This window comes from Clostridium sp. Marseille-Q7071 (genome assembly GCF_965112025.1).
On record NZ_CBCOPR010000001.1, the window covers coordinates 4,294,019 to 4,318,838 of the forward strand.

The window sequence follows — 24,820 nt, forward strand, 5'->3', positions numbered from 1 at the left end:
TTCCTCCTCTATTTTAGAAGAGTGGTTCTATAGGCAAATAAATATCTACAATATGTTTATGTTGCGGATGTTCATCTGGATCATTCATATATACTTCAAAGGGAAAATAATCCCTGGGGAAATAACCACTTTGTGGCAACCACTCTCCACATAAAAAATCCCATGCATCTGGATATTCACTTTGAAAAATTTCAAAATGAGCGACTGCATAAGTTCCAGACAAAATAGACATATACCCAATATCACTTTTATCATCAATTGTTATAGGCTCCTTGATGGAAAGGCAGATACTTGTTCTTTGCTTTTCTTCATCTGAAAAATCTGGGTGGCTATGATAAACAGCAAGTAGTTTTGACTTTTTTTCATCAATTAAATTTTGCTTTGTGGCAAAGGTAAATAATTTTTCTATAGAATCTGAATAATTATCCAATTCTTTATATGCCCCAATTTTTCTTATATAAATAACAGGTAGTGAATCCATGGTAATTATTTCAACATCACCCTTCACTGTATTAACATTGCTGTTTACATTCTTAGTATAGCTCATTTTTAATAGAGAATCTTTGCAATTGTTGCTATATTGTTTTCTTAATTCCCTTGGGCTCATATCATAATATTTTTTAAATGTTCTTGAAAAAACAGCTGAATCACTAAATCCAAATTGATAAGCAACATCAGTAATAGATAAATCCGGTCGAGCAATTAAAGTACTTGCTGCAAATTCTAGTTTTGTTCTTGTGGCATATTGAAATACTGTTTCTTTTGTCATACTTTTAAAAATACGATGAAAGTGATATTTCGAAAATCCAGACACCCCTGCAAGCTTTTCTAGCGTGTGTGTTTCATATAAATTATTTTCAATATAGTCTTGTAATCTATATATACGGTTTATATATTCCTGCTTATAATTAATACCATCCATAATATTTTTCTCCTTTTCTAAGCATCAAAAACATTAACTAGATTATAACTTAAAGAAATTTATATTAGAATAACTTAATTAAAAGAGTGTGTATTATTTGATAATCTTACAATTCTCCTGTTTCTGTAAAGTCAACTCAAACCAACCTTCTACAACTATGGATATCTACTCACATATTACCGATAAATTAGAACTTAAATGGTACTAAAAGTTTTTTACAAGCTACACAGCCAATGTTAGCATTTCTGCATATCTCATAAATATTTTTATGTCATTTTTCGTTAAAAACTTTGTGATATTTGTTTACTATAAATATATTGGAAAGCCTTGAAAAATTGCCTATTTTAGCCATCCCTTTCTCTAATATATATATTATAAAGTCTCCAATTATGGTAGGATCAAGAAGAGAATTATTTTTTTATCGAAGGCTTTTAATGATCTCAAGATATCACATAAACTTCAATGCAAATAAATCTAATTACATAAACATCTTTAGTCTTACATAAAAGTTCACCCATCTTAAGTAAAAAGTCCCTCAAACCTAAAGTCTGAGGGACATACAATGCTCTTCAATATTTAATTAAAAATCTTCGAGATCTTTAAAATGAGATTATTTTTTTACTCAAATGGATATTTTTGAACTAACATCTAATTCATCTTCATAACACAACTGTCCGCAAGCAGCACTAATTTCAGAACCAAATTGTGTTCTAACAGTTACACTAATACCAGCTTTCTTTAGTGTACTGCAAAATTGCTTGATAGCACTTGAAGATTGAAATTTTAAAGTTGTTTTGTCTGTAGAATTATAAGGTATCAAATCAATGTGATATAAATGCTCCCATGAACCACGATTTTTCAATAAACCTATAACTGCCTCTGCATGTTCTTTCGAATCATTAATTCCTTCAAGCATAATATAAGCAATAAACACTCGTCGTCCCGTATGAATGATATGTTCATCTAATGTCTTCATTACCTCATTCAATGGAAATCTTTTATTTATAGGCATTAAATCACTTCGTTGACTTTCAAATGGTGAATGAAGTGAAAAAGCCAAATTCACTTGTGGAAATTCTTTGGTCAATCTTTGAATTCCTGGTATAATGCCAATTGTTGAAATAGTAATTCTTCGTTGACTTAACCCAAATAAATTTTGATCAGTTAAAATTTTTACTGCATCAAATAACTCCGGATTTGCAAAAGCCTCACCCATTCCCATAAATGAAATACTATTCAATCTATGGTCATTAAAATAGAAATAAAGTAATTGGTCAGTTATCTCATCGGCAGTAAGATTGCGTTTAAATCCAGCACTTCCCGTTGCACAAAAACGACATCCAAAACCACAACCACATTGGGAAGAAATACAAAACGATTCCCACCCCTGTTTATACTTTAATCCAATAGCTTCTATTCTTTCTCCATCAGTCAATTCGAATAACAATTTTTGAGCTTGTTTAGAATCTTGTGAAAAAACAGGTATTACACTAGACACATTATTTCCAAACTCATTTACTAAAGCTATCCTTAACGCTTTTGGTAGTATATGCATATCATCAAATTTATCTATTCTTTGATGAAAAATAGCTTTTGTAAGCTGCTCATATCTATAATCAGGTAATTTTAAATTTGATATTATTTGTTTTATTTTTTCATATTTCGTTTTTGTCTGTTTCATGTAGGCTTCCCCCTCACTATTAATAGTTAGGAAGCAAAGCCAGTATAATTAGCGACTTATATTACTCCATGCAAGCGTCGCCCAAAACATCTGGCTTTGCATGGAGCCTATTGTGTGTTACTTTTATATTTCCATTAAACATATTAATTGCCATTTCTACCTTTATAATTTTATTATTTTTGTTGCAACATTTTCACAAAATACACTATCATGCTCAACAAACAAAATTGTAGGTTCATGTTCAATTAACAATTTCTCAATCTGCATACGAGAAATGACATCAACAAAATTCAATGGTTCATCCCAAATATACAAATGTGCCCGTTCACACAAGCTTTCGGCAAGCAATACCTTTTTCTTCTGTCCTCCACTAAAATCCTCGATATTCTTTTCAAACTGTTCTCTTGAAAAATCAAGTTTTCTAAGAATCGATTTAAATAAACTCTCGTCAATACAGTGTTTATCTGCATACTCAGATAAGCTACCATATAAATCCGAAGTATCTTGTGAAACATACGAAATAATTAACTTATTATTCTTTCTTACAACTCCACTATGGGGGATGTCTTCTCCATAAATTAATTTCAATATACTCGACTTTCCACTGCCATTCTTTCCTTAAATAGCAATTCTTTCACCTTGTTCTATAGTGAAGTTTACTCCTTCACAGACAATTCTATCATCATATTCAATTGCAACATCTGTAAGTTCTACAAGCTTTTTATCATGGAAGGTAAGTGGTGCTATTTTTAAACTTTCATTAGATTCAATATTTTTAAGAAGCTTTGATTTTTCCTCAATCATGTTTTGTTGTCTAGCTTCTATATTTTTAGCACGCTTCATCATTTTTGCAGCTTTATGTCCAACATATCCTTTATCTAATTTGCTCCCAGAATTAGTGGTTCCATGCTTGCTGCTTTCAACACTATCCGACCACGTAGATGTACGTTTTGCCGAGCCGGAAAGTCTATTAATATCCTTTTTCAATTTTTCGTTTTCTGCTATCTCAAAACCATCTTGTAATTCTTTGTTTCTCCACCATGAAGAAAAATTTCCTTTTTGTATTTCAATATTAGTTTTATTAATAGACAAGATATGGTCAACACAATTATCTAAAAAAGACCTATCATGCGAAATCAGGATAAATCCTTTCTTTTTTTTCAAGTAATTACATAGTTTTTGCCTAGCTTCAGCATCCAAATGATTGGTAGGCTCATCAATAAGCAATAAAGAGTTCTCCTTCAAAAACATAGCAGCCAGCAATACTTTGGTCTGCTCTCCTTTAGATAGTGTATAAAACTGTCTATATAAAGCATCGTAGTCCATATCTAACAAAGATAATTCTTTTACTATTTCCCAATCCATTGAATTTGGACTAATCTCATTTATGACATCTATGGTGAAATTGCTTTGCTCCTGCACCTCATAAGGAAAATATTCAAAAGTCACATCAGCTGAAATGTTTCCATTATATTCGTATTTCCCAAGCAATAGATTTAGAAAAGTAGTCTTTCCTCTTCCGTTTCTTCCAGTAAAGCCTAATTTCCAATCAGTATCAATTTGAAAACTTACATTTTCAAAAATATTATCATAACTACCTTCATAAGCAAAGGTTAGGTTTGTAACATTTATTAAAGACATATTTTTGTCCTCCTCTGTATTTAATAGTATAAATAACAAAGTCGGAACAATAGGCGACCTTGTTATTACTCCATATAAGTGTCGCCTACAATATCCGACTCTATATGGAGATTATCATGTGTTAACAAAGTATCTTTATTTATCATAATATTATTTACCCTCCTTATTCGAATTATTTATAAAAAAATAAGAGCCGCAAGAATTAATTATTCTTACAGCTCATAGATATACGTAGTTAAGCTAATCATTATAGCATAACACAAGTGTATATATTACAGAGAAAAAAGAATAACTTTCTTGCATAAGTACAACAAAACAAACAGACCACACCTGTTTACCTTTGTATTAAATGTACTTTAAAAATTAGCAAGAAAAATTAATCATTTTTTCACCTCAAATTTCAATTTTTTTATCATTATACTATTATGCGTCGAAAAAGTCAATAAAGAGTGAATCAAAAAAATCTATTTCTTCTCTATCTTCACAACACACTCTACATGCCTTGAGGATACAAAAAAGATGCCGCTTGAGCCTGATGTGGCCTTGGCGGACACTCTATTTCTGAGAATCAAGAATAAACAAAGATGCATCATGCCCCATGAATATTTTACTTCCAGTATAAAAAGTTTTAGATTGAATATCCCTGTATCCTATTTTTGTCATAATATCAGTTAACTCTATCTGATCAAATCCGTTATGAACCATATCTGAAACTATTTTTTCATTTTTATTAAAATCTACGATTAGTAAATGTCCGTTTTCTTTTAGAACCTCATATAATCTTGATAAAACTAATTCAACATCATTAATATGGAGTAAAACCTAAGCCATAAAAATATAGTCAGCATGTAAATCCGAAAGACTATCTTTTTCAAAATCAAAGTATAATGTAGCTGCATTCTGTATATTAGAACTCGAATTTTTTTTGCTTTATTTCATTAATTATGTTTTGTGATGTATCCAGAAATAGCATAGAATTAAAATCGTTTAACAAGTTCATTCCAACAAGACCAGTTCCACACCCAAAATCAATAGCATTCTTACTTTTAGTATCAAATAAATATTCACGAATGGCATTTGATGATACCTTTACAATTTGGATTCTCTCAGAAGTGTCATATATTAGCTATCATTTCAAACTTATCCGTATTCCCCATTATTACCTCTCCAATCTACCTTAATAAAAACCTAATGTCATCTATTTTATCTCCTCAAGGATCACTTTGTCACTTGAGCTCTAAGCTCAATCAAACCCCTTATTTATCAAGGTTTATGCTCGTTTCAACAGGCAAACTGATTCTATATGTGTCGGATTGGCAATAAGAACAATTTTCGATTAACTCACCCTGTTGATAAGAACACATTTGAGTGTTAAATTTGGAGTTAGGATTAACTAATATTTGGTGGTGAAAAAATTCCGTTTTAACTTGTACCAAAACTTGACAGAGGACCAAAGGAGGTTGCCCATGCAAGAATCACTTGTGCTTTCCTGAAAAATTGCTTTATATGCCTGTGCGGTCAGCCCGGTCGCTTTCTTATAGGCATTGCTGAAATGAAATTCATCATAGAAACCCAGTGCCAGCGCAACCTCGCGGAGAGTATATTTTCCCTCCATCAGATAGGTGTTTGCCGCATGAATCCTGCAATTCATAAGGTATTCCTGCGGACTTATCCCTGTTCGGTGCTTAAACACGCTGCATTCCTTCGGGGAACTATTCGATTTCTAACATAGAATCAAGAATTAAATCAATCTGGGCGTTCATGGATATGATATCATTAAACCAAAACATATTGCTTGGAGCTGAAATGACTCTATTTTTCTTCACTGCCGGAAGGCTCTTCCATACATTGCTGTCTCCAAAATCATCCAGAGAACCATTTACAAGGATAAAATCACCCGCATATTCATTTATTACTTCATATGATAATTTCACACCACCCGCATGGGCATTCTTACTATCCTTCATTGCTTCTTGCAGTTTTTCAGGAGCATTAAAACCTAACAAATCGTACATTAGCGGTGCTCCCCGTCCCAGCCAAGATGCCGACAGAACATCCTCTCGCTTTTCAATGCACAATACGCTTTTATTGCTTAACCCTTCGTTCGCAAGTTTTTGTTTTGCATTCTCAATCTTGCTTTCAAATGCATGAATCAGTTCTTCTGCTTTTTCAGAACGGTTGAATATTTCTCCCAAAAAGCGAAGCCTTTCTTGGTAGTTCATTCCGAAATAGTTACAGGCTATTGTGGGAGCAATGTTTGAAAGAGATTGATAGGTTGACTCATCTTCTGTATTCCATAAAATTAAATCAGGATCTAACGCCATAATCTCTTCTTCGTTAATGGAAAACGCATCTATCACACTAATCTCTTGCACTTCATTTTCGAAGGCGGCACCGGTATTGAATGATGTCGCCACGGGTGTTATGCCGAGTGCTAACAAATCACCTTGAACAAAAATTACGACCACCCTCTTCGGATTCACCGGCACCTCCACATCGCCCATAGCCGTGCTGATGGTTCTCGTTCCTTCCTCCACAGGCTCTGTTGCTTCCATTTCTGGTGCTTGTGTTGTCACCGCCGAAGTCTGTGTAGAATTCGTTCCGCTGGTATTCGCCGGTGTAGTGCTGCAAGCCGAAAGTAGTAACATCAGCGATAAAGCTGCTGCAACCCCCTTGCTTCTCATCTGTTTAAACATGTAAGTTGCTCCTTTCCCTTTGAGTTCGCCAAGACTAACTTGTCCTTTCTCATTATAGGGAAAAGTAATGAGATTTCCAAGGACACCATCTCTCATATCGTACGACACATTCTCTCTAAAGGCATTGGGGGTTATGCCGATATTCTTTGAAAACATCCGCTGTAGATTGCGTTCATCCTGAAAGCCACAATAATCGGCAATTTCCCGAATAGACATCCGACTGTTTTGGAGTAGCTCCATGGCTGCTGTCAATCGGGTGTTGATCAGATATTCCCGTGGGCTTTTGCCGGTCTGCTGCTTGAAGCTTCTGTGGAAGTGGCTATAGCTGACCCCCAGCATTTCACACATTTCCTGAATAACGATAGGCTCTGAATAGCACTTGTCCAGATATCGAATAGCCATCGCCACAACATCCGGTTCGAAAACGCGAATGTCTCCTTGCTCCAATTCTTCATAGATCTCGTAAACAAATCGAGAAAAGGCGGCTTTGCCATAAAAGAGATTGAGAGGCGCGGGACCTTTCCACTTCTCATACATTTTTCGCAGCTCTTCCGAAAAAAAGATGGGGTTGTCTGGCACAAATCCATATTGCTGCCGGAAGGGGTTGGCTTGTTCTAGTAGCCGCATATATTCTCCTTTATGAAAAGGCGATTCTCCGGCTTTGTACATCACCAGATAGTATTCCAACCAGTCGCATCGGGGCTGAATGGTCAGCTCTGTTCCTTTGCCCCCATGGAACAGACCGAATCGCTCTACACTATAGGAGGTATCGCCTAGCGATACCTCCGCTTTTCCGCCGTTGGTATAGAGAAATGTACTTACGGGCAGTCGGTAGCCATGCAAGGCTTCCTCCGGGGAAATTAAGTTATGGCGAATATCCAAAAGGGAAATTGCCGCCCGATTCCAAACTTGGATCGCAGCGGCAATTTCTCTCTTTGAAAAGTTTGATGTTTTTTTATTTGTGTACATATCACACCTCCATGGTAAATAGGATAGTTAGATAAAACTAACTTTAATTTTATCATCTATTACACCGATTGTACATCATTTGCCATCAAGATATTCTAAGCAATACTATTTAGCTAAATCCGTCAAAGCATCGTACACTAAATCCAGATAGTGATTCTTCAGTATTATCAATAACCCATAGGGCGAGAACTTCTTTTTTCCATGCCAAATTTTGTGCATCGCTCCCGTTTCCGGGGAGCAAATACCAATGAGAGGCATCGTCTGCTCGGTGCGGCAGCTAAGATTGGTAAATGTATGTAAAATTTTAATAAAAGTTTTAATTTCTTCCTTTATTATCTTCTGGTAACGTTCATCAAAATCAATCGTTCCATATCTCATAATCCATCATTATCATATCCATCAATAACTTTATGTAGATTCAATGTTGGATTTTCTTCTAACTTCGTCACAACTTGTGCCGAAGTTAAATCAAGCTCGCTTTCCTTGCTGCTTGAGTGCCTCCAATTTAATTTGGTATGCAAATGCCTTCTCGCTTGGCTTGATTTTCTCTCTCAGCAAATTACTATCTACCATTGCAATGACTGCTTGGCAGTTATCAAGATCACGAATAATAACAGGTACTTCTGTTACTTCAACCCATTCACAAGCTGCTTTTCTTCTATGCCCTGAGATTAACTCAAAACCTTCTCCATTCGGATTAGGTCTAGCAAGTAATGGAACAAGAATTCCATCCTTCTCTATGCTCTGCATCAGCTCAAACAGCTCAGTATTTCTCTCGACCTTAAATGGATGATCTTTGAAATTTACAAGCTGATTAAGCCTCAAAGTCTTGATTTCATCCACCTGTGTATTCGTATTGCCTTCTGTAAGAACCTCTTCCTGCAAAGAAGAACAGTTCTTCTTTTTTGCACCCATATTCATGACCACATCCTTCCTATAAATAAATTTCTGAAACCAAAAGAGACCGTCCATTCTCAATTAGCTTGAAAAGAAACGGTCTCACGACTTTTTTATATAATTGAATAATGAAAAATAGTAAAAGTGTTAATTTAATTCTCATGTGTTCCCGGACCCCTATCAAGAACCACTGATACGGTAACTCCATCAGAAATTGCTTTTTTCTTCCCCTTTCGATCACTTTGTAAAAACTAAAAAAATCTCTCAAAGTGCCTAAAATCAAGGATTTTTAGATATCTTTCCGATGTAGTAGTATAACCGTCTCCACATGTGCCGTCTGTGGAAACATGTCTACTGGTTGTACTTCTAGGGTTTTGTATCCTAAGTCATTTAATATTCTTAAATCTCTTGCTAAAGTTGCTGGATCACAGGAAACGTAGACTATTTTTGTGATGACATTTTAGCTATTGCGTGGAGTAGTGATTCTTCACAGCCTTTTCCTGGTGGGGTTAGTTCCATAATCTAAATTTACTTAAGATATAATTATGAACCGTCCCTTATACATTCTACATTACTTGTGTAGGATGGATTCTGTATTTTCAAGGCCTAAAGCGCCTTTCGGGACGATTGCGAATCACTTGACTAGATGTTTTTTGATTTTCTATCAAGTTAATATCGGTTTTGAATTAAGTCATGTCATCCCGAAGCGCGTCAATGATATTTTCTTTTTTTATCTTGCTAATGGCATACAGCATTGTAATGAACACGATAAAGAGCACGCTGAACACGCTGATTGCCATACTGCCCCACGGGAATACAAAATCCAAGTTGTCCATCCTTTCTTGGGCCACCAACCCTTCGTAAATCAGCCACGAGATGATTCCCGCTATTGGAAGCCCGAAGAGCAACGTCCTCATGCCATAAAAGACACACTCGAAATTCATCATCTTATTGAAATCGCGGTCCGACATCCCCACAGAGCGGAGCATGGCAAGTTCCCGCCTGCGCAGCCTGATATTGGTGGAAATGGTGTTGAACACATTGGCAACCGCAATCAACGAAATCATGATGACAAAAACATAGGTGAACACATCAATAACAAATGTCATACTGTGGTATTGTTCAAGTATCGAGTACACATTGTACAGGGTATACGCAGACGTAATCCCCGCGCCCTGAATCATCGCTTCCATTTCAGTCACCGATTGTGAAGGATTCTTTGACAGAAAGCCCAGGCCTATAGCCGCATGGGTATCAGAGGTTTCAAACTTCTCTTTGAGCGAATAGGGGGCCACCACCATAAAAACGTATAGATTCTGCTCGGGCTCGGAAGATTCCTTTGGGGGCGGATCCACCGGGTACGTATCGACAAACGTAATGTTTATGCTTTGCCCCTGTTCCATCAATGGCTTGTCATTTGTTTCGGGAGCGACACTGAAAGTCATGGAAAGACTCGCAAACATATCAAACACTTCACTCGGCCTGTCTTTCTTGTCAACCCGCTGTTTGGCACAGGCAATCATTTTCGCGTCCTGCCCGGTATATTCTTTTGCGGACAAGCCCAATTCTTTGATAAAACGCAGATATTCGCTGTCCTCAATAAACTGGATGTCCATTGGCAGATGAACCGTTTCGTCCGGCGCAGTATAACCCGCGTATTCCCGGTAACGGTCTGAAAAATCGCTTGCCTTAACGGCGCATGAATACGCAAAAATCGCTTGGTACGAGCTTTCGTAAACCCCGTCTGCGTTTTTTAGTTTGTCGTAAAGCGGGAGCATTTCGCTGTCATCCATGTCCTGAGTGACAAAACCGATGTCATAGTCCATGTCCACTACATACTGTTCCGAAAGCCGTTTCAGAGTTGTTCCAAAAGCACTTCCCGATACAAACAGCACGACGCTTAAAGTAAGCGATAACACGATGCTGCGATAGCGTTTTTTATTTCTCTTAAAATTCTTCAGCGCAAGGGTTCCCTCCAAACCGCAAATACGCTGCGCAAGTTTTGAAGTTTTCACGGCTTTGGATTCAACTTTGACCTCGTTGGTCTGGCGAATACTCTCCATCACGGGAGTGTTTGCGGCTTTCCTGGCCGGGATATAGGCTGAAATCAAAATGGTAACCAAACTGACCACCGCCGCCGCGACAATCGCGGGGACAGACACCGATAAGGTTAAAGGCACGGTGCTTGAGACAATGTTCCCGAAATTCCCGGCAACAATAGGAATTACAAGCCCGATACTGCCTATGCCGACCATAACACCAATGGGTATGCCGACTGCGCCAATGCAAAATCCCTCAAATAGCACCGAATTTCGTAGCTGCCTCGCTGTGGCTCCCACCGACGAGAGAATCCCGAACTGGCGTGTGCGTTCGTTCAGCGAGATGTTGAACGAGTTATAAATCAGAAAAATCGAGCCTACCATTATTATGGCAACCAAAATGCCGCCAACCGTGTACAGAAGCGCGTTAAACAGTTTATTGTCCGAAAGACCCATGAAGCGCAACATATTATCGTTAAAGACATAGCTATGGCTGACCGCTGTGCTGCTTGCGTAAGTCTGGACTCCGCGCGGGTTTTTAAGCGTGACAAATATACTGAAGCTGTCCGCTTTGTCTTGAGTATCTGCTTTCGTTATCAAGGTGTATCCCGGTGCGGAATGTTCCTCAAAACCGGGTCTTTCGCAGATACCGACAACCGTGTAGGTTCTCTCTGCTTTTGGCACAAGAGTTTCTTTCCCGGAAATGTAAGGGGCATGTTGACCGAGATTCTTGTTGCCATTCATGCGGCTTCCAACAGCAAGTGAAAGCGTGTCGCCCGCCCTGAATCTAACGCCGCCCTTTGCCGCGACGTGGCCCGGGACAAGAATCTCCCCGCTATTTTCAGGCAGCCTGCCAGAAATAAGGGTTATGGGCAAGGTATCAAAGGCTTCCTTGCTGAATCCGGCGATAAAAAGATAGGGCTTTTCAGGGCTTTTCCCGCCGTCAAGCGTTGCATAGCCGATATTTTCAAACGCTGCGGTGTTTGCAACTCCATTGTCGTGGGTTCGCTCCTGCACGAAAGAGGAATCAACATCCAAAAACTCAACGTGCCAACCGCCGTATTTCACAATAGAACCGTTTACCAGAAAATTTAACAGGAAAGTGCCAAAGGTAGCTACTGCCGTAATCATGGCGACGGACAGGATAACTCCGATAACCGTTACAATTGTTCGTGTGCGGCTTTTTTTCATGCCTTGCAGTGTAACTTTGTTGAAAATGTTCATAGTCTCACCCTCTCGTCTCGCACTACTTTGCCGTCTGATATGCCGATAATGCGGTCTGCTTGCAGGGCGATATTTTCGTCATGGGTGACGAGGAGCAGAGTCTGCCCATATTTTTTATTGCTTTCTTTCAGCAGTTTGATGATTTCATGCCCATTTCGGCTGTCCAAACTGCCTGTGGGTTCGTCTGCAAGCATGACCGCTGGGGCGTTCATCAAAGCGCGTCCTATGGAAACGCGCTGTTGCTGACCGCCCGAAAGCTGATTGGGTAAATGCGTTTTGCGGTCTTTTAGCCCAAGCATTTCGAGCAGGTCATTCAGCCGTTCCTCGTTGCCCTTGCGCTTGTCCATCAGGATAGGCAAGGTGATGTTTTCCACCACATTCAGAGTGGGAATGAGGTTGTGAAACTGGTAAATCAGCCCAACCTGCCGCCTGCGGAAAATGGCGAGTTTTTCATTGCTTTGGGCATATACATCCTGCCCGTCCAAATACACCTTTCCGCTTGTCGGCACGTCCACGCCACCGATGATGTGAAGCAATGTGGATTTGCCGGAGCCGGAGGAGCCGATGATTGCGGTAAACTCCCCCTTTTCGATTGTAAGTGAAACATGGTCAAGCGCGGTAACTTGGTTTTCGCCCTTGCCATAGACCTTGCATAAATTTTCAATTTTTAAAAATTCCATTATGCGAGTCTCCTTTCTCATGTTTACCTATATAATAGAACCTTCAACTTACATCTCTGTGACTTTCAGGTGAGAGATTCGTCACTTTGGGAAACGAATGGCAAATATCGCGCCACCCTGCGGGTGATTTTTTGCGGTAATCGTCCCTCCCTGCCGTGTTATAATCATCTTGCAAAGAGCCAATCCAATCCCATATCCTGTCGCACTTGCGTTTTTCCCACGATGGAACCTGTCAAACAGGCAGGGTAAATCTTCTTTTTCAAAGCCTGCACCGCTGTCGTGGATGGCAATCTCGGTAAACAATGAGTTGTCCTTGCAGACAATCTCAATCTTCCCGTTCTCGCCTGCGCTCTCCATGCAATTTTTGAGGATGTTTTGAATTGCTTCCGAAAGCCAACCTGAATCGCCCTGAATAATCATCCCTTTCGGTGCATCTATTTTCAAATCAATATCGTGCAGTTCCATTGGGATTAGGAACGGGCGAAGCGCGGCGCATATCAAGTTGTTTACATCTATCTGCTCGCTTTGGAACACCACAATACTAGCGTCCAAGCGGGATAATTTCAATAGGGAAGTAATCAGCCAATCCATCCGCACAAGCAATTCCTCTGTTTCCCGTATCAATGCTTTCCGTTCATTTTCGTCAGAGTTATTCTCTAACAATGACAGAATAAGATTCACGGATGTGAGAGGGGTGCGGAGTTGGTGTGCTATGTCAGCCAGCGAATCAGCAAGATGTTCTTTTTCTTTTTTCAATGCGTCGTTTTGCTCCCGAATACGCAGCGTCATTTTTGTTATCTCACTTTGCAAAATAGAAAGTTCGCCCTCGTCCGATTCACCAATATACAGATGGTCAGCGTTATGAAGCACAAGATCGATTTGATCTGAAATCTGCGCAATGCTTTTATATCGGGCTTTGGTAAACGCAAAAAACGCTGTTCCAAAGGCGGCGGCAGAAGCAATGACAAGGATTCCAGCCGCCGCATTTATTGCAAATCCCAGCATTACAGCGGCGGCGGCCATTAAGGAGAACAAAATGGCAAACTGCCGAAACTCTCTATTCCGAAGCATACTCGCCCCCCAATCTATACCCCGTCCCGCGAACGGTCAGAATTATTTGCGGGCTTGCTGGGTCATTCTCTATCTTCTCTCGCAAACGTTTGATGTACACGGTCAATGTATTGTCATTGACAAACTCGCCCGCCGCGTCCCACAATTCGTCAAGTAGCCTGCCCCTCGTGATAATACTTTTAGGGTTGCTAATAAACACCAGCAACAAGCGATATTCTAATGCTGAAAGAAAAACCTCGTTGCCGTTTTTTTTCACAACGCCGCTTGCCGTATCGACATGAAGCCCGCGAATTTCAAAATCCGACCCGGAACGCCCGCTTTTTCGTAGGGCGGTTCCAATTCGCGCAATCAATTCACGCGGACGAAAAGGCTTGGTGATATAGTCGTCCGCGCCCATGTTCAGCCCGGTAACAACACTCGCCTCATCACCAGAAGCCGTCAGAAAGATAACGGGAACATCTTGCGTTTCTTTGATTTCCGTGCAAACCGTAAAGCCATTTCCGTCAGGCAAAGAAATATCAATCAATGCCAAGTCAAATTTATTCCCGGCAAGGGCGGCAAGGGCTTCACTCCGCGTAGGGGCGTGGGTGACTGTAAATCCCTCCGAGCGGAGCAAAAGTATAAGGTTTTTAGCGATTGCCTTATCGTCCTCAACCAAAAATATCCGTTTCATTTATTTTCACCATCCCTTACTTTACTGCTCCTGTATCGTCCGTCAGCCGGTTTTTCAGCGTCAACCGGAACAAGCCATGTATTTCCCATTTTTTTAGCTCCCTTAATTCGTCCAGCAGAGCAATGGTACACTACCATTCTGTCTGTGATTCCCCAATTTTTCGCTGCTTCTTTTGTCGTTATATAATCCACGCATAACACCTCCATAATTTTATTATATTTCTTTTGACAGAAATATACAAACTAAGGTATAAAGAAAAAAGACACTCATTTCTGAACACCTAAATTAAGAAAAAAGGAGTACCATTTTCACAGTACTCTTTGATTCTCAATTTTTATTTTCTTGTATCCCCACACTCTATATCAACCACCGCAGAAACATTGATATAGTTTTTAATGACCTTATTTTTGATTTTATCACCCTCACCTGTGAAGATTATATGTTTGAAAAAGTGCCTAAAACAAAGGATTTCTACATATCTACTCGTTGTATCAACACAATAGTCTCCACATGCCTTGTTGCTGCAATTCTGATGACTATAATGCCTAATATCCCCTTGGCAGTAGAATTATATTTATTAAAACTTCCCCTTCATGCTATAACTGGTTGAATAGCACATATTGTTTTAATGAACAACTTATGTCCTAATACATTTTCTATTCATTGAGAACTATCTGCCAAATCTAACTTATTAGCCATAATTCAAATTATAGTTTCAGCAACAAAGCGGGACGAACGCCGCCTGTACATTTACCATCGCTGATGTTGCCTTTCAATATATTGTTGCCTTGGATACCTATATTACCGTCAGTCCCGAAGATGTACACGGCTTTTACATTAACGCGGCCGGGCGACCGAAGCCACCACCACCAACCCCATTCTTTACCCTGAAGTCTTGCTATTCGCTTACTGTTGTTTTCATCTTTTCTTTCAAACCAATATCTTTGATTTTTTCCTCGGTTTTGCAGTTTTGAACGGCTATCACCGAAATATTTGCACACTTCCTCAATGCTTAATAAAAATATATTGTCTTGCGTATCTTCTCCGCCCTTTGAACCATACCACTGATTGTCAGGATTTTTGTTTGTCACTGGAATTATTCTTGATTTATCAATTTCATTAAACTTATCATAAAACTCACCGTTAAGATATTTTCTTAACGAGCAGTCAGCCCATGTTATATCTTTATAAGCGTCATGGTAAACACGTTGTTCAAGCACTGGTATCTGTTCTGCAGAATACATTCTATATCCTGTAAATAAATCGACCTTTACAGGTTTTAATAATCCAATCTCATCATAGGCTTGTGTCAAGCAATAGACTAAACTTTTTTAAACACCTTGCAAATACGCCAAAAACCCAACAATAAACTGTTTAATGTTGGGTTTCAGAAAACTAAGTTAGAAAATATTGATAATCAAGTAGTGGTGTTTTTTGGCTCGCAAGTTAGAAACTGCTTATTCTTTACGGATTTATTTCGCCGTTTTATTGATAAAATCAATTTCATACTGACATTCACCGTATTTTTTTTCGTTGTCAGTAATCGTCCCCTCTGTGAGGGAGATACGCAGAACGATTGAGTTCGGATTGTCTTCGTCGCCAACTTCATCGAACCAATTGAAGATTTTTTTAAATTTCGCTCTGATTTCCGCATTTTTCTCGTCCTTGACCCAACCGAGATTTTCAGCCGTACCTTGGAAGGCGTACCAACCTAACCCACCGACGGAAACCTCGTTGTTCTTCTCAATTTGCAGCGTTTTATTCTTTTTTGCGTCCGTAGAAACATAAAATACGCCGTCTTCATAATAAGCGCAAACCATACGGACAGCAGGGCGGGGATTACCGGTAGCGTTTTGGGATAGTGATATTGTCGCAAGGGCAATAACTTCTTCTTTACCATTTCCGCAACGTTCCTCCATAAGTTTTATCGCATTTTCATATTTGCTCATTTTTATTTCCTCCTCATAATATTATAATCTCAGAATCTCTAACCTTATTTTATGGGGCTTTCAGAGTATTCTTATTATCTTCTACTCCTTTGTTTGATACTGTTCTTATATCTATCAATCTCCATTATATACCAATAACCTAAAATTTTCAAAATATTCATTCATTTATCTACAGCAAATGCACCCATTAATAAATGAGTGCATTTTTATTTAATTTATTTTGTAGTATTAAGTAAGTAAACTGTCTCTATCTCCCTTGAGATAAAAAAGATGCCCATTAAACCTAACTTCCGTCTGAAGTTCTGCAAACCTGCCATTTGTCAGGCATTTCGGCGTTGCAACAGGATTACGGTCTCCACATGACTTGTCTGAGGAAACATATCTACTGGTTGTACTTCTAGGGTTTTGTATCCTAAGTCATTTAATATTCTTAAATCTCTTGCTAAAGTTGCTGGGTCACAGGAAACGTAGACTACTTTTTTGTGGGGACATTTTAACTATTGTGTGGAATAGTAATTCTTCACAGCCTTTTCTTGGTGGGGTTAGTTCTATAATCTAAATTTACTTAAGATATAATTATGAACCGTCCCTTATACACGATATTTAGGCAAAGCAGTAGGATGAAAACCAATCGAGTATTTCTTTATAGACGATAAAATCTGCTCAGGTATTATTTGAGATAGACCAACAACAAACAAATAATCGATATTACTATTTTCGATATCATTAGCGATATCATTTACCTTAATGAATTTTTTATACTGGATATTATTTTGCTCTGCATACTCGTGTAATGGAAAATAATCCGAAACATTTTCAGAAATAGATTCGTCTAATGAAAAAACAATACTTACCTCAATTCCAAATTCTAAAATTGTTTGGAGAGCAATTTTGCTTAATAATACCGAACCAATAAAAGCTGTTCTCATCGTAACCTCCTCCTCTTATACAAACATTGTAAAAATATTATAGTTTATATGTATTTGTGTATAGTAAATTTTTAACTTTTTAGAATATTGATATTATCTATCAACAGCAAAGTGATTAGACATTATAAACAGTTGGTAGCTCTATACCTGCGGTATTTACGTTCCAAGTCTCTAACTTTCTCTATTTAGTAAAAAGCAAAGTTTATAATCTCAAAGCAAGCGTTCTTCAAGCAATTACAACAATATGACTAATCAAATATAACCTCCCATTTTTCATTCTTATGTGCATCAAAACACATTTGGATTTGATCATAAACATTTTTATTTTCATCTATGATAGGCAAATTATCAAGAGAAAAGAAATTACTTTCAGTTGTTTCATTATTTGATTGAAAACTACCACTTATTACAGAACAAAGAACAAACACTTTGCAAATTCCATAAGCAAATTTCGGAAAATTGTGTTTATTTCTATCCTGTATTGCAATAATCCTTAAAGGAATAATGTCTAAACCCGCTTCCTCTTTTACTTCTTTAATTGTATTCGAAGAGATTGACTCATTGTAATCAACCCAACCACCTGGGAGTGACCATTTATCTTGCTCTTTTACAAGCAAAATTTTGTTTTCGTTGAATATTGCCGCTCGTGTTTCTATTTTAGGTGTCTGATAGCCAGTTTCATTACAAAACAAATCTTTAACCTTTTCAATCGGAAATCCTGTTTTCATACTTACTATTTGTGCTGATATTTCCCTTACTCTCTCAAAACGCTCTTTATCAAACGGATCTTTTGTATATGTTAAACCATTTTGAGCTATTGATTGTAATTCCATTGCAAACTTTATTAATGCATCTAAATCATTCATAAATTAACAACTCCTTATGTATCTAAATTTTTTGTACATTAACACCTTACACTTAATGGTATTTGTTTTACTTCATGAAATCAAAAACTGCTGAATATGAGATGCAACAACACTTTCATCTTCATTTTTGTTCCCATTATATTCAAGAGATATAACTTGGGGGTTTGTTCGACAAAGTACCCACTCCAACAATGCAAAATCCTCATCCTCCATTGCTTGATGAGAATCTATAAGAGTCCCATTTTTATTTAGACCACACCCATTTATATGGATTTCCTTTACTCTATTTAACAACAACGCATTCAAGTATCCATATATATCCCATCCATGAAATCGTGCGGCAATCTTTGCATGCGTAATATCTAAAAGTAATGACACATCATTATCATGTAACAATCTATTTATTTGATCTGGAAAGACATATGGAACAAATTTATAAAATCGTCTTTCTACAAGACAGTCCGGCGTGTTTTCAATTAACAAAGGTACTTTTAACATATTTATTAATAAATATAGATATTTCTTCTTTCACCTTTCACATTCTCCTTCCTATTGTACAAAATCAACTTTCCATTATATATTAACTTATATTATACATAACCAGAAATTTACTTAAAACTAAATTTTTAACCTTTTTATTAATTTTTTCAAAGCAACACCCAATTGTGCTATTCTACAAAATTTCAAGTATCCCTTTAAAATATTCATAAATATTACAATTTGTTTATATTTTTTATCAATATATAAAATATAACATCAATTTCACAATATACATTTATAAAACACAAAAAGACCATGAAGTTTTAACTATAATAGCTATCTTCATAGTCTTTTTCTATTTCATATTAAATTAACACTAACATATCCACTCACACCACTTTAAATACCAGCTCTTACCTTAACACCCTTAACTTGCTCTTTATTTCTAAAATCATCACCTTTTGTGTTAAAATTAAAAAAGCTCGTAAAGTGAGTAAATTCAATGATTATAAGGTATCTTTGCGACGTATTCCTACTACTGTCTCCACGTGCGCCGTTTGCGGAAACATGTCTACTGGTTGTACTTCTAAAGTTTTATAATCTAAATCATTTAGAATTTTTAAATCTCTTGTAAGGGTTGCTGGGTCACAGGATACGTAGATTATTTTTTGTGATGACATTTTAGCTATAGCTTTAAGTAGTGATTCTTCGCAGCCTTTTCTTGGTGGGTTTAGTTCTATAATCTAAATTTACTTAAGATATAATTATGAACCGTCCCTTATATGCAGAGGAAAATATAAGCAGTATTGCTGATATAATTTCAGTAATCAGAAGCTTTAAGAAGACTTAAATCATACTAAAAGTTTTTTACAAGCTACACAGCTAATATTAGCATTTCTGCACATCTCATAAATATTTTTATGTTCTTTTTCGTTAAAAACTTCGTGATATTTGTTTACTGTAAATATATCGAGAAGTCTTGAAAAATGGGCTATTTTAGTCATACCTTTCTCTAATATATATGTATATAAATTATAAAGTCTTCAATTATGGTAGGATCAAAAATAGAATTATTTTTTTATCGAAGGCTTTTAATGATCTTAAGACACCACATAAACTCCAATGCAAATAAATCTAATTATACAAACATCTTTAGTCTTGCATAAAAGTTCACCCATCTTAACCAAAAACTCCCTCAAACCTAAAGTCTGAGGGACATACAATACTCTTCAATATTTAATTAAAAATCTTCAAGATCTTTAAAATGAGACTATTTCTTTACTTTTTAAAATATACTTCTAATAAGTAACCTTGCCAATGGGTAAATTAGAAAAATCGTATAAATTGTCATAATATAAAATTGTTATATCATCTTATTTTTCTTTTCCCTAGCAATTGTATATGTCAATTTATTAAAATCATCTCTTCTTCCAGCTATTATTATGATCGTCACGAAGAGAGTCAACGTATTGCTGAGATGCCTCTCTTTTTTTATTTAATTTTATTACTAATAAATCGCTACTGGCCCATGAGGACCATCAATAATTTCTATTTTTGTTTCAAAAATATCCGTCAAAACTTCTGGATCCATAACCTCTTCTGCTGTTCCAAAAGCGGCAATTTGTCCATTTTTCATAGCACAAATTCTATCAGAATATTTGGCCGCAAAATTTATATCATGCATAACAGTCAGAATCGTTCTTCCAAATTCATTAGCAGCATGCCTCAAATGCTCCATCATTTGAACAGAACGAGCAACATCAAGATTGTTCAGCGGCTCGTCCAAAAGTACATATTCAGTCTCTTGGCACAAAACCATTGCTACATATGCTCTTTGCCTTTGACCACCAGAAAGCTCATCTAAATATCTATTTTCTAAATCAGTCAAGCCTAAAAAATCGATATATTTAGAAATAATAGTTTCATCCTCTTTCGTTAATCTTCCCTTTGAATAAGGAAAACGTCCAAATCCAGCTAATTGTCTAACAGTAAGCCTGGTTACAAAATGATTTTCTTGCCTTAGAATAGTCAAAATTTTTGCTAAGTCTTCTGATTTAGATTCAGAAACATCCATATTTGCCACCTTGATTTGACCTTCATCCATATCTAAAAGTCTTCCAATCATCAAAAGTGTCGTAGACTTTCCAGCACCATTTGGTCCAATTAAAGAAGTAAGACCAGCCTTTGGTATTTTAATATTCAAAGGTCCTATTTTTACCTCATCACTATACACCTTTTTAACATTATCAATCTTTATCATAAAGTCCCCTTCCTTAAAATCACAATCAAAAATGTTATGCCACCAAACATTTCGATAATAACTGAAACTACACCTTGGGCAGCGAATACATGATACATAAAAAAATATGCACCAGTTAGTATCAAAAATCCTATAGCAAGAGCCATTGGAAAAATATATCTATGATCATAAGTTGGCACCACTTGATAACTCAAAGTTGCAACTAAAAATCCATAGAAAGTGAGTGGTCCAACCAAAGCCGTGGAAATTGACATCAAAACAGAAACTAATACAAGAGTATAAATTACACTAAATTGATGATTAACTCCCAAAGAAGCACAGACATCCTTTCCAAGTGACAATACATTTAACTTCTTAGAATAAGCAAGAATAAGTAATGCTGCAATTATTACAATTGGAATTGCAATAAAGAAATATTGAGAATCAGCATTATTGACAGACCCAAACAATCTTGCCTGTAAAATATCAAACTCAGACGGCGCAAGAAGTCTTCTCATAAAAGATGACAAAGACTTGAGCCCAGTTCCAATAATAACTCCAACCAAAAGCATAAGTTGTAAATTTCCATACTTTCCAGAAAGCAACCATCCATAAAGTATCAAACACATCAATACCATAACAACAACTTGAAATATAAATGATCCAACACCACTAAAATTTATAAATGTACTAGCACCAAAGAAAAATATTGTACTAGTATGAATTGTTGAGTAAAGTGCTTCAAAACCTAAAAGTGAAGGAGTTATAACCCTATTATTCGTGGTGGATTGAAACGCAACGGTTGACAAACTCTGGCAAACTGCAGAAATAATCATTGCAACAAGAGCTACCATCCTTCTTCTAACAACTGGGATAAAAGAAGGGGAATTTATTGGAACTGGATTGTTATAAACCAAAAGTCCATAGGAAGAAAGAGCGCCCAAAGCAATCAGCGTTATCAGCAAAATCCAATAACGTTTTTCTTCTTTCTTAGAACGAAAAGCTCTAGCTGATCTATTTTCATTATGAAGGCTAGAGACGATTTCGACGTTTTCATTATTAGGATATTCTAATTCACTCATCTTAGCCTCCTTTTTCTCAATAAAATAACAATAAATACCACTGATCCCACTGTTCCAAGTATCAAAGAGACAGGTACTTCAAAAGGCATTATAATTGTTCGAGAAATTATGTCACAAACAGTTATCGTACCCATTCCCAGCACACATACCCAAGGCAAATTACTCCTAAGATCATCACCTCTATACATTGAAACAATATTTGGTACAATTAAACCTAAAAAAGGTAAGTTTCCAATAACAGCCGCAACAATTCCAACTGCAAAAGAAATAAGACCAGTCCCCAAAAGAACTATCCTATTATAATTTACTCCAAGACTTGTTGTAACATCTTCCCCTAGTCCAGCTAAAGTCAATCTATCAGCATAGATAAAAATAAGAACAGTAATTATAACAATTAACCATAAATATTCATATCTTCCAATTTGAACCGATGCAAAAGAACCTACAAACCAATTTTCAATATTTTGCGTCATTTGAAAAACAAGTCCAATAAAAGTTGAAATTGCAGAAATAACTGCTCCAAGCATCATCCCAACAATGGGGACAATTAAAGACGAACGAAGTTTAATTTTTCTTAAGAACAAAAAGAAAATCATAGTTCCTATAAAAGAAAAAATGATTGCACCAGTCATTCGTTGAACTAAAGTTGGTGCAGGAAATAATAAATAGACAAAAACAAGCCCCAAACCTGCCCATTCAATAGTTCCTGTTGTGGTAGATTCAACTAAACGATTCTGTGTAATAAGTTGCATTACCAGTCCTGACATTGACATTGCAGCTCCAGTAAGCATTAGTGAAACTGTTCTTGGAACACGAGTTATGAAAAACATACTCATTCCATCCTCTTGTCCTAATATATCATAAACTCCAGTAAACAGTGATATAATACCTAGGATAATAACAACTGTAATTGCTAATATAAAAGGTTTTGTCCATATTTTATTGTGATTATAATCTTGGGGCTGAGAGTTCTCAGCCCCATACATTTTTTGTATTGTATTTTTCTGCACTATATTATACTCCTTTATGCTACTTAGCTAAAGTATTTGCAAATTTTTTAAATAACTCTAGATAAGTTTGTATTGATTCATTTGTGTAAGTATCGTCTGGTGCATAAACGATCTTTCCTTCAGAAACAGCAGTTGTTTTTTGAAGAGCAGGTGATTTATCGATAACATCCTGAGCAGGAACTGCATCAGTTGTAGAAGATATTGCAGCATCACGATCTAGTACGAAAATCCAATTAGGGTTACTTTGTGCAATAGCTTCAACAGAAATATCATCACCTTGATGATCAGAAGAAGCATTGCCAACCTCTAATGCTGGAACCCATCCAAAAATTTCATACATTGGTCCCCAAACACGTCCAGAATGAGGAGCTGAAAAACCAATATCTCCACCAGAAACTACAATACTCATAACTGTATCAGTTCCATTATATGCAGACTTAGCATCTTTGATAGCTTGACCAAAATCAGCTACCAATTGTTCAGCCTCTTTATTTTTATCAAAAATTTGTCCCAAAGCAATTGTAGAATTCTTAAGTCCATTTACTAAGTTTTCTCCAGGTTTATCAGCTGCCTCAGAAACATCAAAATTAAGGTCAATAACAGCTGCATTTGGCACTATTTTTTTTATTTCTTCATAAAAACCAGCAAATCTTTGGCCAATAATTACAAGTTCAGGGTCTACAGCCGCTATAATTTCAAGATTTGGTTCACGATGATTTCCAATATCTTTAACTGACTCATCTTTTACATATGGTGAATCCGCAGGCATTACACTCTTTGGAACAGCTGCTAATTCAATTCCCCAATCAGCTAAAGTTTCAAAAGTTCTATTATCCAAAGCAACTACATTCTTTGGATTTACAGGAACAGTAACAGTTCCATGAACATCAGTGATTTCAACCGTTGATTCAACAGGCTCATTAGTTTCAGGGCCACCAGCTTCATTGTTTGAATTTGTGCAAGCTGTCAACATTAAAGCACAAATCGCCATAATAGCAGTTAATTTAAAAATTTTAAATTTTCTCATACATTTCTCCTTATATGTAAATTTTATAAATAAGCAAATTATTGAATTGATAAAATTAATATCTACGTTATATTTTTATATATAATTTAAATAATAATTATTTTTATTTCACTATAGTGCACAGAGAGAATACAAATCCATTGATATTAATTATCATTTTCAATATTTAAGTTAATTATAACAAATCAGGAAATATTGTCAACTATTTTTGATAGCTTTGATACCCAAATATTGTTAAAACACAATGTCTTCCTGTATATCTTTTGATATGCACTTTGCCAACTTCAAGTTGCATCTATGTAATTAGACCATTTCCGCCTCTTGGATTGTATCATTTTTATACTATGAGTTCATAGTTGTAAAAACGTTACCCAATACCATTAGGTGCCTAATAGAAATTTATTTATAAGGTAGCTTCAATCTCAAAAATATGGTTAGCATACACTCTCCATCCCGTGGCATATATTTATATTTTATTTTTCGATTCCTATAATTTATTCTAAACTTCTCCGCAAGGAAAATTTAATGCCTAATCAAAAATACAACCATAGGTTGTAGCAATTAGGCATAATGAAATGATAAACTCTGAGAAAACTACTTAATATCTAGTAAAGCGGATGCCCTATGTGAGCATCCGCTTTTATATGTGTTGCAATAGACTAGTACGTCGCCATCAATAGATACCAAATACCAAGATTCATCGAAATAACATTTTTTTCTTACTTAATTATTAACATTAACTTGT

At 36.5% G+C, this 24,820-nt stretch carries 21 protein-coding genes and 4 pseudogenes; all 25 read right to left on the reverse strand.

The features are described from left to right. Window positions 1–13 precede the first annotated feature (13 nt). Window positions 14–922, reverse strand: coding sequence for an AraC family transcriptional regulator (locus ACWPW7_RS20420; RefSeq protein ID WP_454055029.1), 909 nt, complete (start codon window positions 920–922; stop codon window positions 14–16). Between the two features lie 622 nt (window positions 923–1,544). Then, the gene (locus ACWPW7_RS20425) at window positions 1,545–2,603 is read right to left on the reverse strand and encodes a Cfr family 23S rRNA (adenine(2503)-C(8))-methyltransferase (protein WP_454055030.1); all 1,059 of its coding nucleotides are present in this window, start codon (window positions 2,601–2,603) and stop codon (window positions 1,545–1,547) included. A gap of 162 nt (window positions 2,604–2,765) precedes the next feature. Further along, window positions 2,766–4,244 (reverse strand): annotated as a pseudogene (locus tag ACWPW7_RS20430) (Lsa family ABC-F type ribosomal protection protein). Between the two features lie 1,393 nt (window positions 4,245–5,637). After that, on the reverse strand, window positions 5,638–5,937 hold the full coding sequence (locus tag ACWPW7_RS20435; RefSeq protein ID WP_454055031.1) for a helix-turn-helix domain-containing protein: 300 nt from the start codon (window positions 5,935–5,937) through the stop codon (window positions 5,638–5,640). A gap of 19 nt (window positions 5,938–5,956) precedes the next feature. Then, window positions 5,957–7,909, reverse strand: a complete 1,953-nt coding sequence (locus ACWPW7_RS20440) for an ABC transporter substrate-binding protein (protein ID WP_454055032.1) — start codon at window positions 7,907–7,909, stop codon at window positions 5,957–5,959. 105 nt (window positions 7,910–8,014) lie between these two features. Beyond that, a complete protein-coding gene (locus ACWPW7_RS20445) occupies window positions 8,015–8,287 on the reverse strand; it encodes a hypothetical protein (RefSeq protein WP_454055033.1) in 273 nt (90 codons plus the stop codon). 90 nt (window positions 8,288–8,377) lie between these two features. After that, window positions 8,378–8,830, reverse strand: a complete 453-nt coding sequence (locus tag ACWPW7_RS20450) for a ParB/RepB/Spo0J family partition protein (protein WP_454055034.1) — start codon at window positions 8,828–8,830, stop codon at window positions 8,378–8,380. Window positions 8,831–9,095: 265 nt separating this feature from the next. After that, window positions 9,096–9,313 (reverse strand): annotated as a pseudogene (locus tag ACWPW7_RS20455) (23S rRNA (uracil(1939)-C(5))-methyltransferase RlmD); the annotation flags it as partial. Between the two features lie 179 nt (window positions 9,314–9,492). After that, window positions 9,493–12,069 (reverse strand): ABC transporter permease, encoded by a 2,577-nt coding sequence (locus ACWPW7_RS20460; RefSeq protein ID WP_454055035.1) that lies wholly within the window; start codon window positions 12,067–12,069, stop codon window positions 9,493–9,495. After that, window positions 12,066–12,749 (reverse strand): ABC transporter ATP-binding protein, encoded by a 684-nt coding sequence (locus ACWPW7_RS20465; protein ID WP_454055036.1) that lies wholly within the window; start codon window positions 12,747–12,749, stop codon window positions 12,066–12,068. The genes ACWPW7_RS20460 and ACWPW7_RS20465 overlap by 4 nt, the downstream gene beginning before the upstream one ends. 81 nt (window positions 12,750–12,830) lie before the next feature. After that, a complete protein-coding gene (locus ACWPW7_RS20470; RefSeq protein ID WP_454055037.1) occupies window positions 12,831–13,820 on the reverse strand; it encodes a sensor histidine kinase in 990 nt (329 codons plus the stop codon). Beyond that, window positions 13,807–14,493 carry a response regulator transcription factor gene (locus ACWPW7_RS20475; protein WP_454055038.1) on the reverse strand — a complete coding sequence of 229 codons (687 nt, stop codon included), beginning with the start codon at window positions 14,491–14,493 and terminating at the stop codon, window positions 13,807–13,809. Before ACWPW7_RS20475 ends, ACWPW7_RS20470 begins: the two co-directional genes overlap by 14 nt. Beyond that, window positions 14,490–14,684: a helix-turn-helix domain-containing protein gene (locus ACWPW7_RS20480; protein ID WP_454055039.1), complete on the reverse strand. Its 195-nt coding sequence runs from the start codon at window positions 14,682–14,684 to the stop codon at window positions 14,490–14,492. Before ACWPW7_RS20480 ends, ACWPW7_RS20475 begins: the two co-directional genes overlap by 4 nt. A gap of 516 nt (window positions 14,685–15,200) precedes the next feature. Further along, complete coding sequence (locus ACWPW7_RS20485; RefSeq protein WP_454055040.1) at window positions 15,201–15,806, reverse strand: DUF6273 domain-containing protein; 606 nt, start codon at window positions 15,804–15,806, stop codon at window positions 15,201–15,203. 159 nt (window positions 15,807–15,965) lie between these two features. Next, window positions 15,966–16,442 carry a pyridoxamine 5'-phosphate oxidase family protein gene (locus ACWPW7_RS20490; RefSeq protein WP_454055041.1) on the reverse strand — a complete coding sequence of 159 codons (477 nt, stop codon included), beginning with the start codon at window positions 16,440–16,442 and terminating at the stop codon, window positions 15,966–15,968. 320 nt (window positions 16,443–16,762) lie between these two features. After that, a pseudogene (locus ACWPW7_RS20495) lies at window positions 16,763–16,997 on the reverse strand (23S rRNA (uracil(1939)-C(5))-methyltransferase RlmD); the annotation flags it as partial. Window positions 16,998–17,032: 35 nt separating this feature from the next. Continuing rightward, window positions 17,033–17,371, reverse strand: a complete 339-nt coding sequence (locus tag ACWPW7_RS20500; RefSeq protein ID WP_454055042.1) for a hypothetical protein — start codon at window positions 17,369–17,371, stop codon at window positions 17,033–17,035. Window positions 17,372–17,619: 248 nt separating this feature from the next. Next, complete coding sequence (locus ACWPW7_RS20505; RefSeq protein WP_454055043.1) at window positions 17,620–18,237, reverse strand: NUDIX hydrolase N-terminal domain-containing protein; 618 nt, start codon at window positions 18,235–18,237, stop codon at window positions 17,620–17,622. A gap of 72 nt (window positions 18,238–18,309) precedes the next feature. Further along, entirely contained in the window at window positions 18,310–18,735 is a 426-nt protein-coding gene (locus ACWPW7_RS20510) for a multinuclear nonheme iron-dependent oxidase (protein WP_454055044.1), read from the reverse strand. Between the two features lie 488 nt (window positions 18,736–19,223). Then, window positions 19,224–19,448: pseudogene (locus ACWPW7_RS20515) on the reverse strand (23S rRNA (uracil(1939)-C(5))-methyltransferase RlmD); the annotation flags it as partial. Between the two features lie 120 nt (window positions 19,449–19,568). Then, a complete protein-coding gene (locus ACWPW7_RS20520) occupies window positions 19,569–19,721 on the reverse strand; it encodes a hypothetical protein (RefSeq protein WP_454055045.1) in 153 nt (50 codons plus the stop codon). Window positions 19,722–20,224: 503 nt separating this feature from the next. Next, entirely contained in the window at window positions 20,225–20,977 is a 753-nt protein-coding gene (locus ACWPW7_RS20525; protein WP_454055046.1) for an iron ABC transporter ATP-binding protein, read from the reverse strand. Beyond that, entirely contained in the window at window positions 20,974–22,038 is a 1,065-nt protein-coding gene (locus tag ACWPW7_RS20530; protein ID WP_454055047.1) for an iron chelate uptake ABC transporter family permease subunit, read from the reverse strand. The genes ACWPW7_RS20525 and ACWPW7_RS20530 overlap by 4 nt, the downstream gene beginning before the upstream one ends. Beyond that, window positions 22,035–23,048 (reverse strand): ABC transporter permease, encoded by a 1,014-nt coding sequence (locus ACWPW7_RS20535; protein ID WP_454055048.1) that lies wholly within the window; start codon window positions 23,046–23,048, stop codon window positions 22,035–22,037. Before ACWPW7_RS20535 ends, ACWPW7_RS20530 begins: the two co-directional genes overlap by 4 nt. A gap of 19 nt (window positions 23,049–23,067) precedes the next feature. Beyond that, window positions 23,068–24,075 carry a siderophore ABC transporter substrate-binding protein gene (locus ACWPW7_RS20540; RefSeq protein ID WP_454055049.1) on the reverse strand — a complete coding sequence of 336 codons (1,008 nt, stop codon included), beginning with the start codon at window positions 24,073–24,075 and terminating at the stop codon, window positions 23,068–23,070. Window positions 24,076–24,820 lie beyond the last annotated feature (745 nt).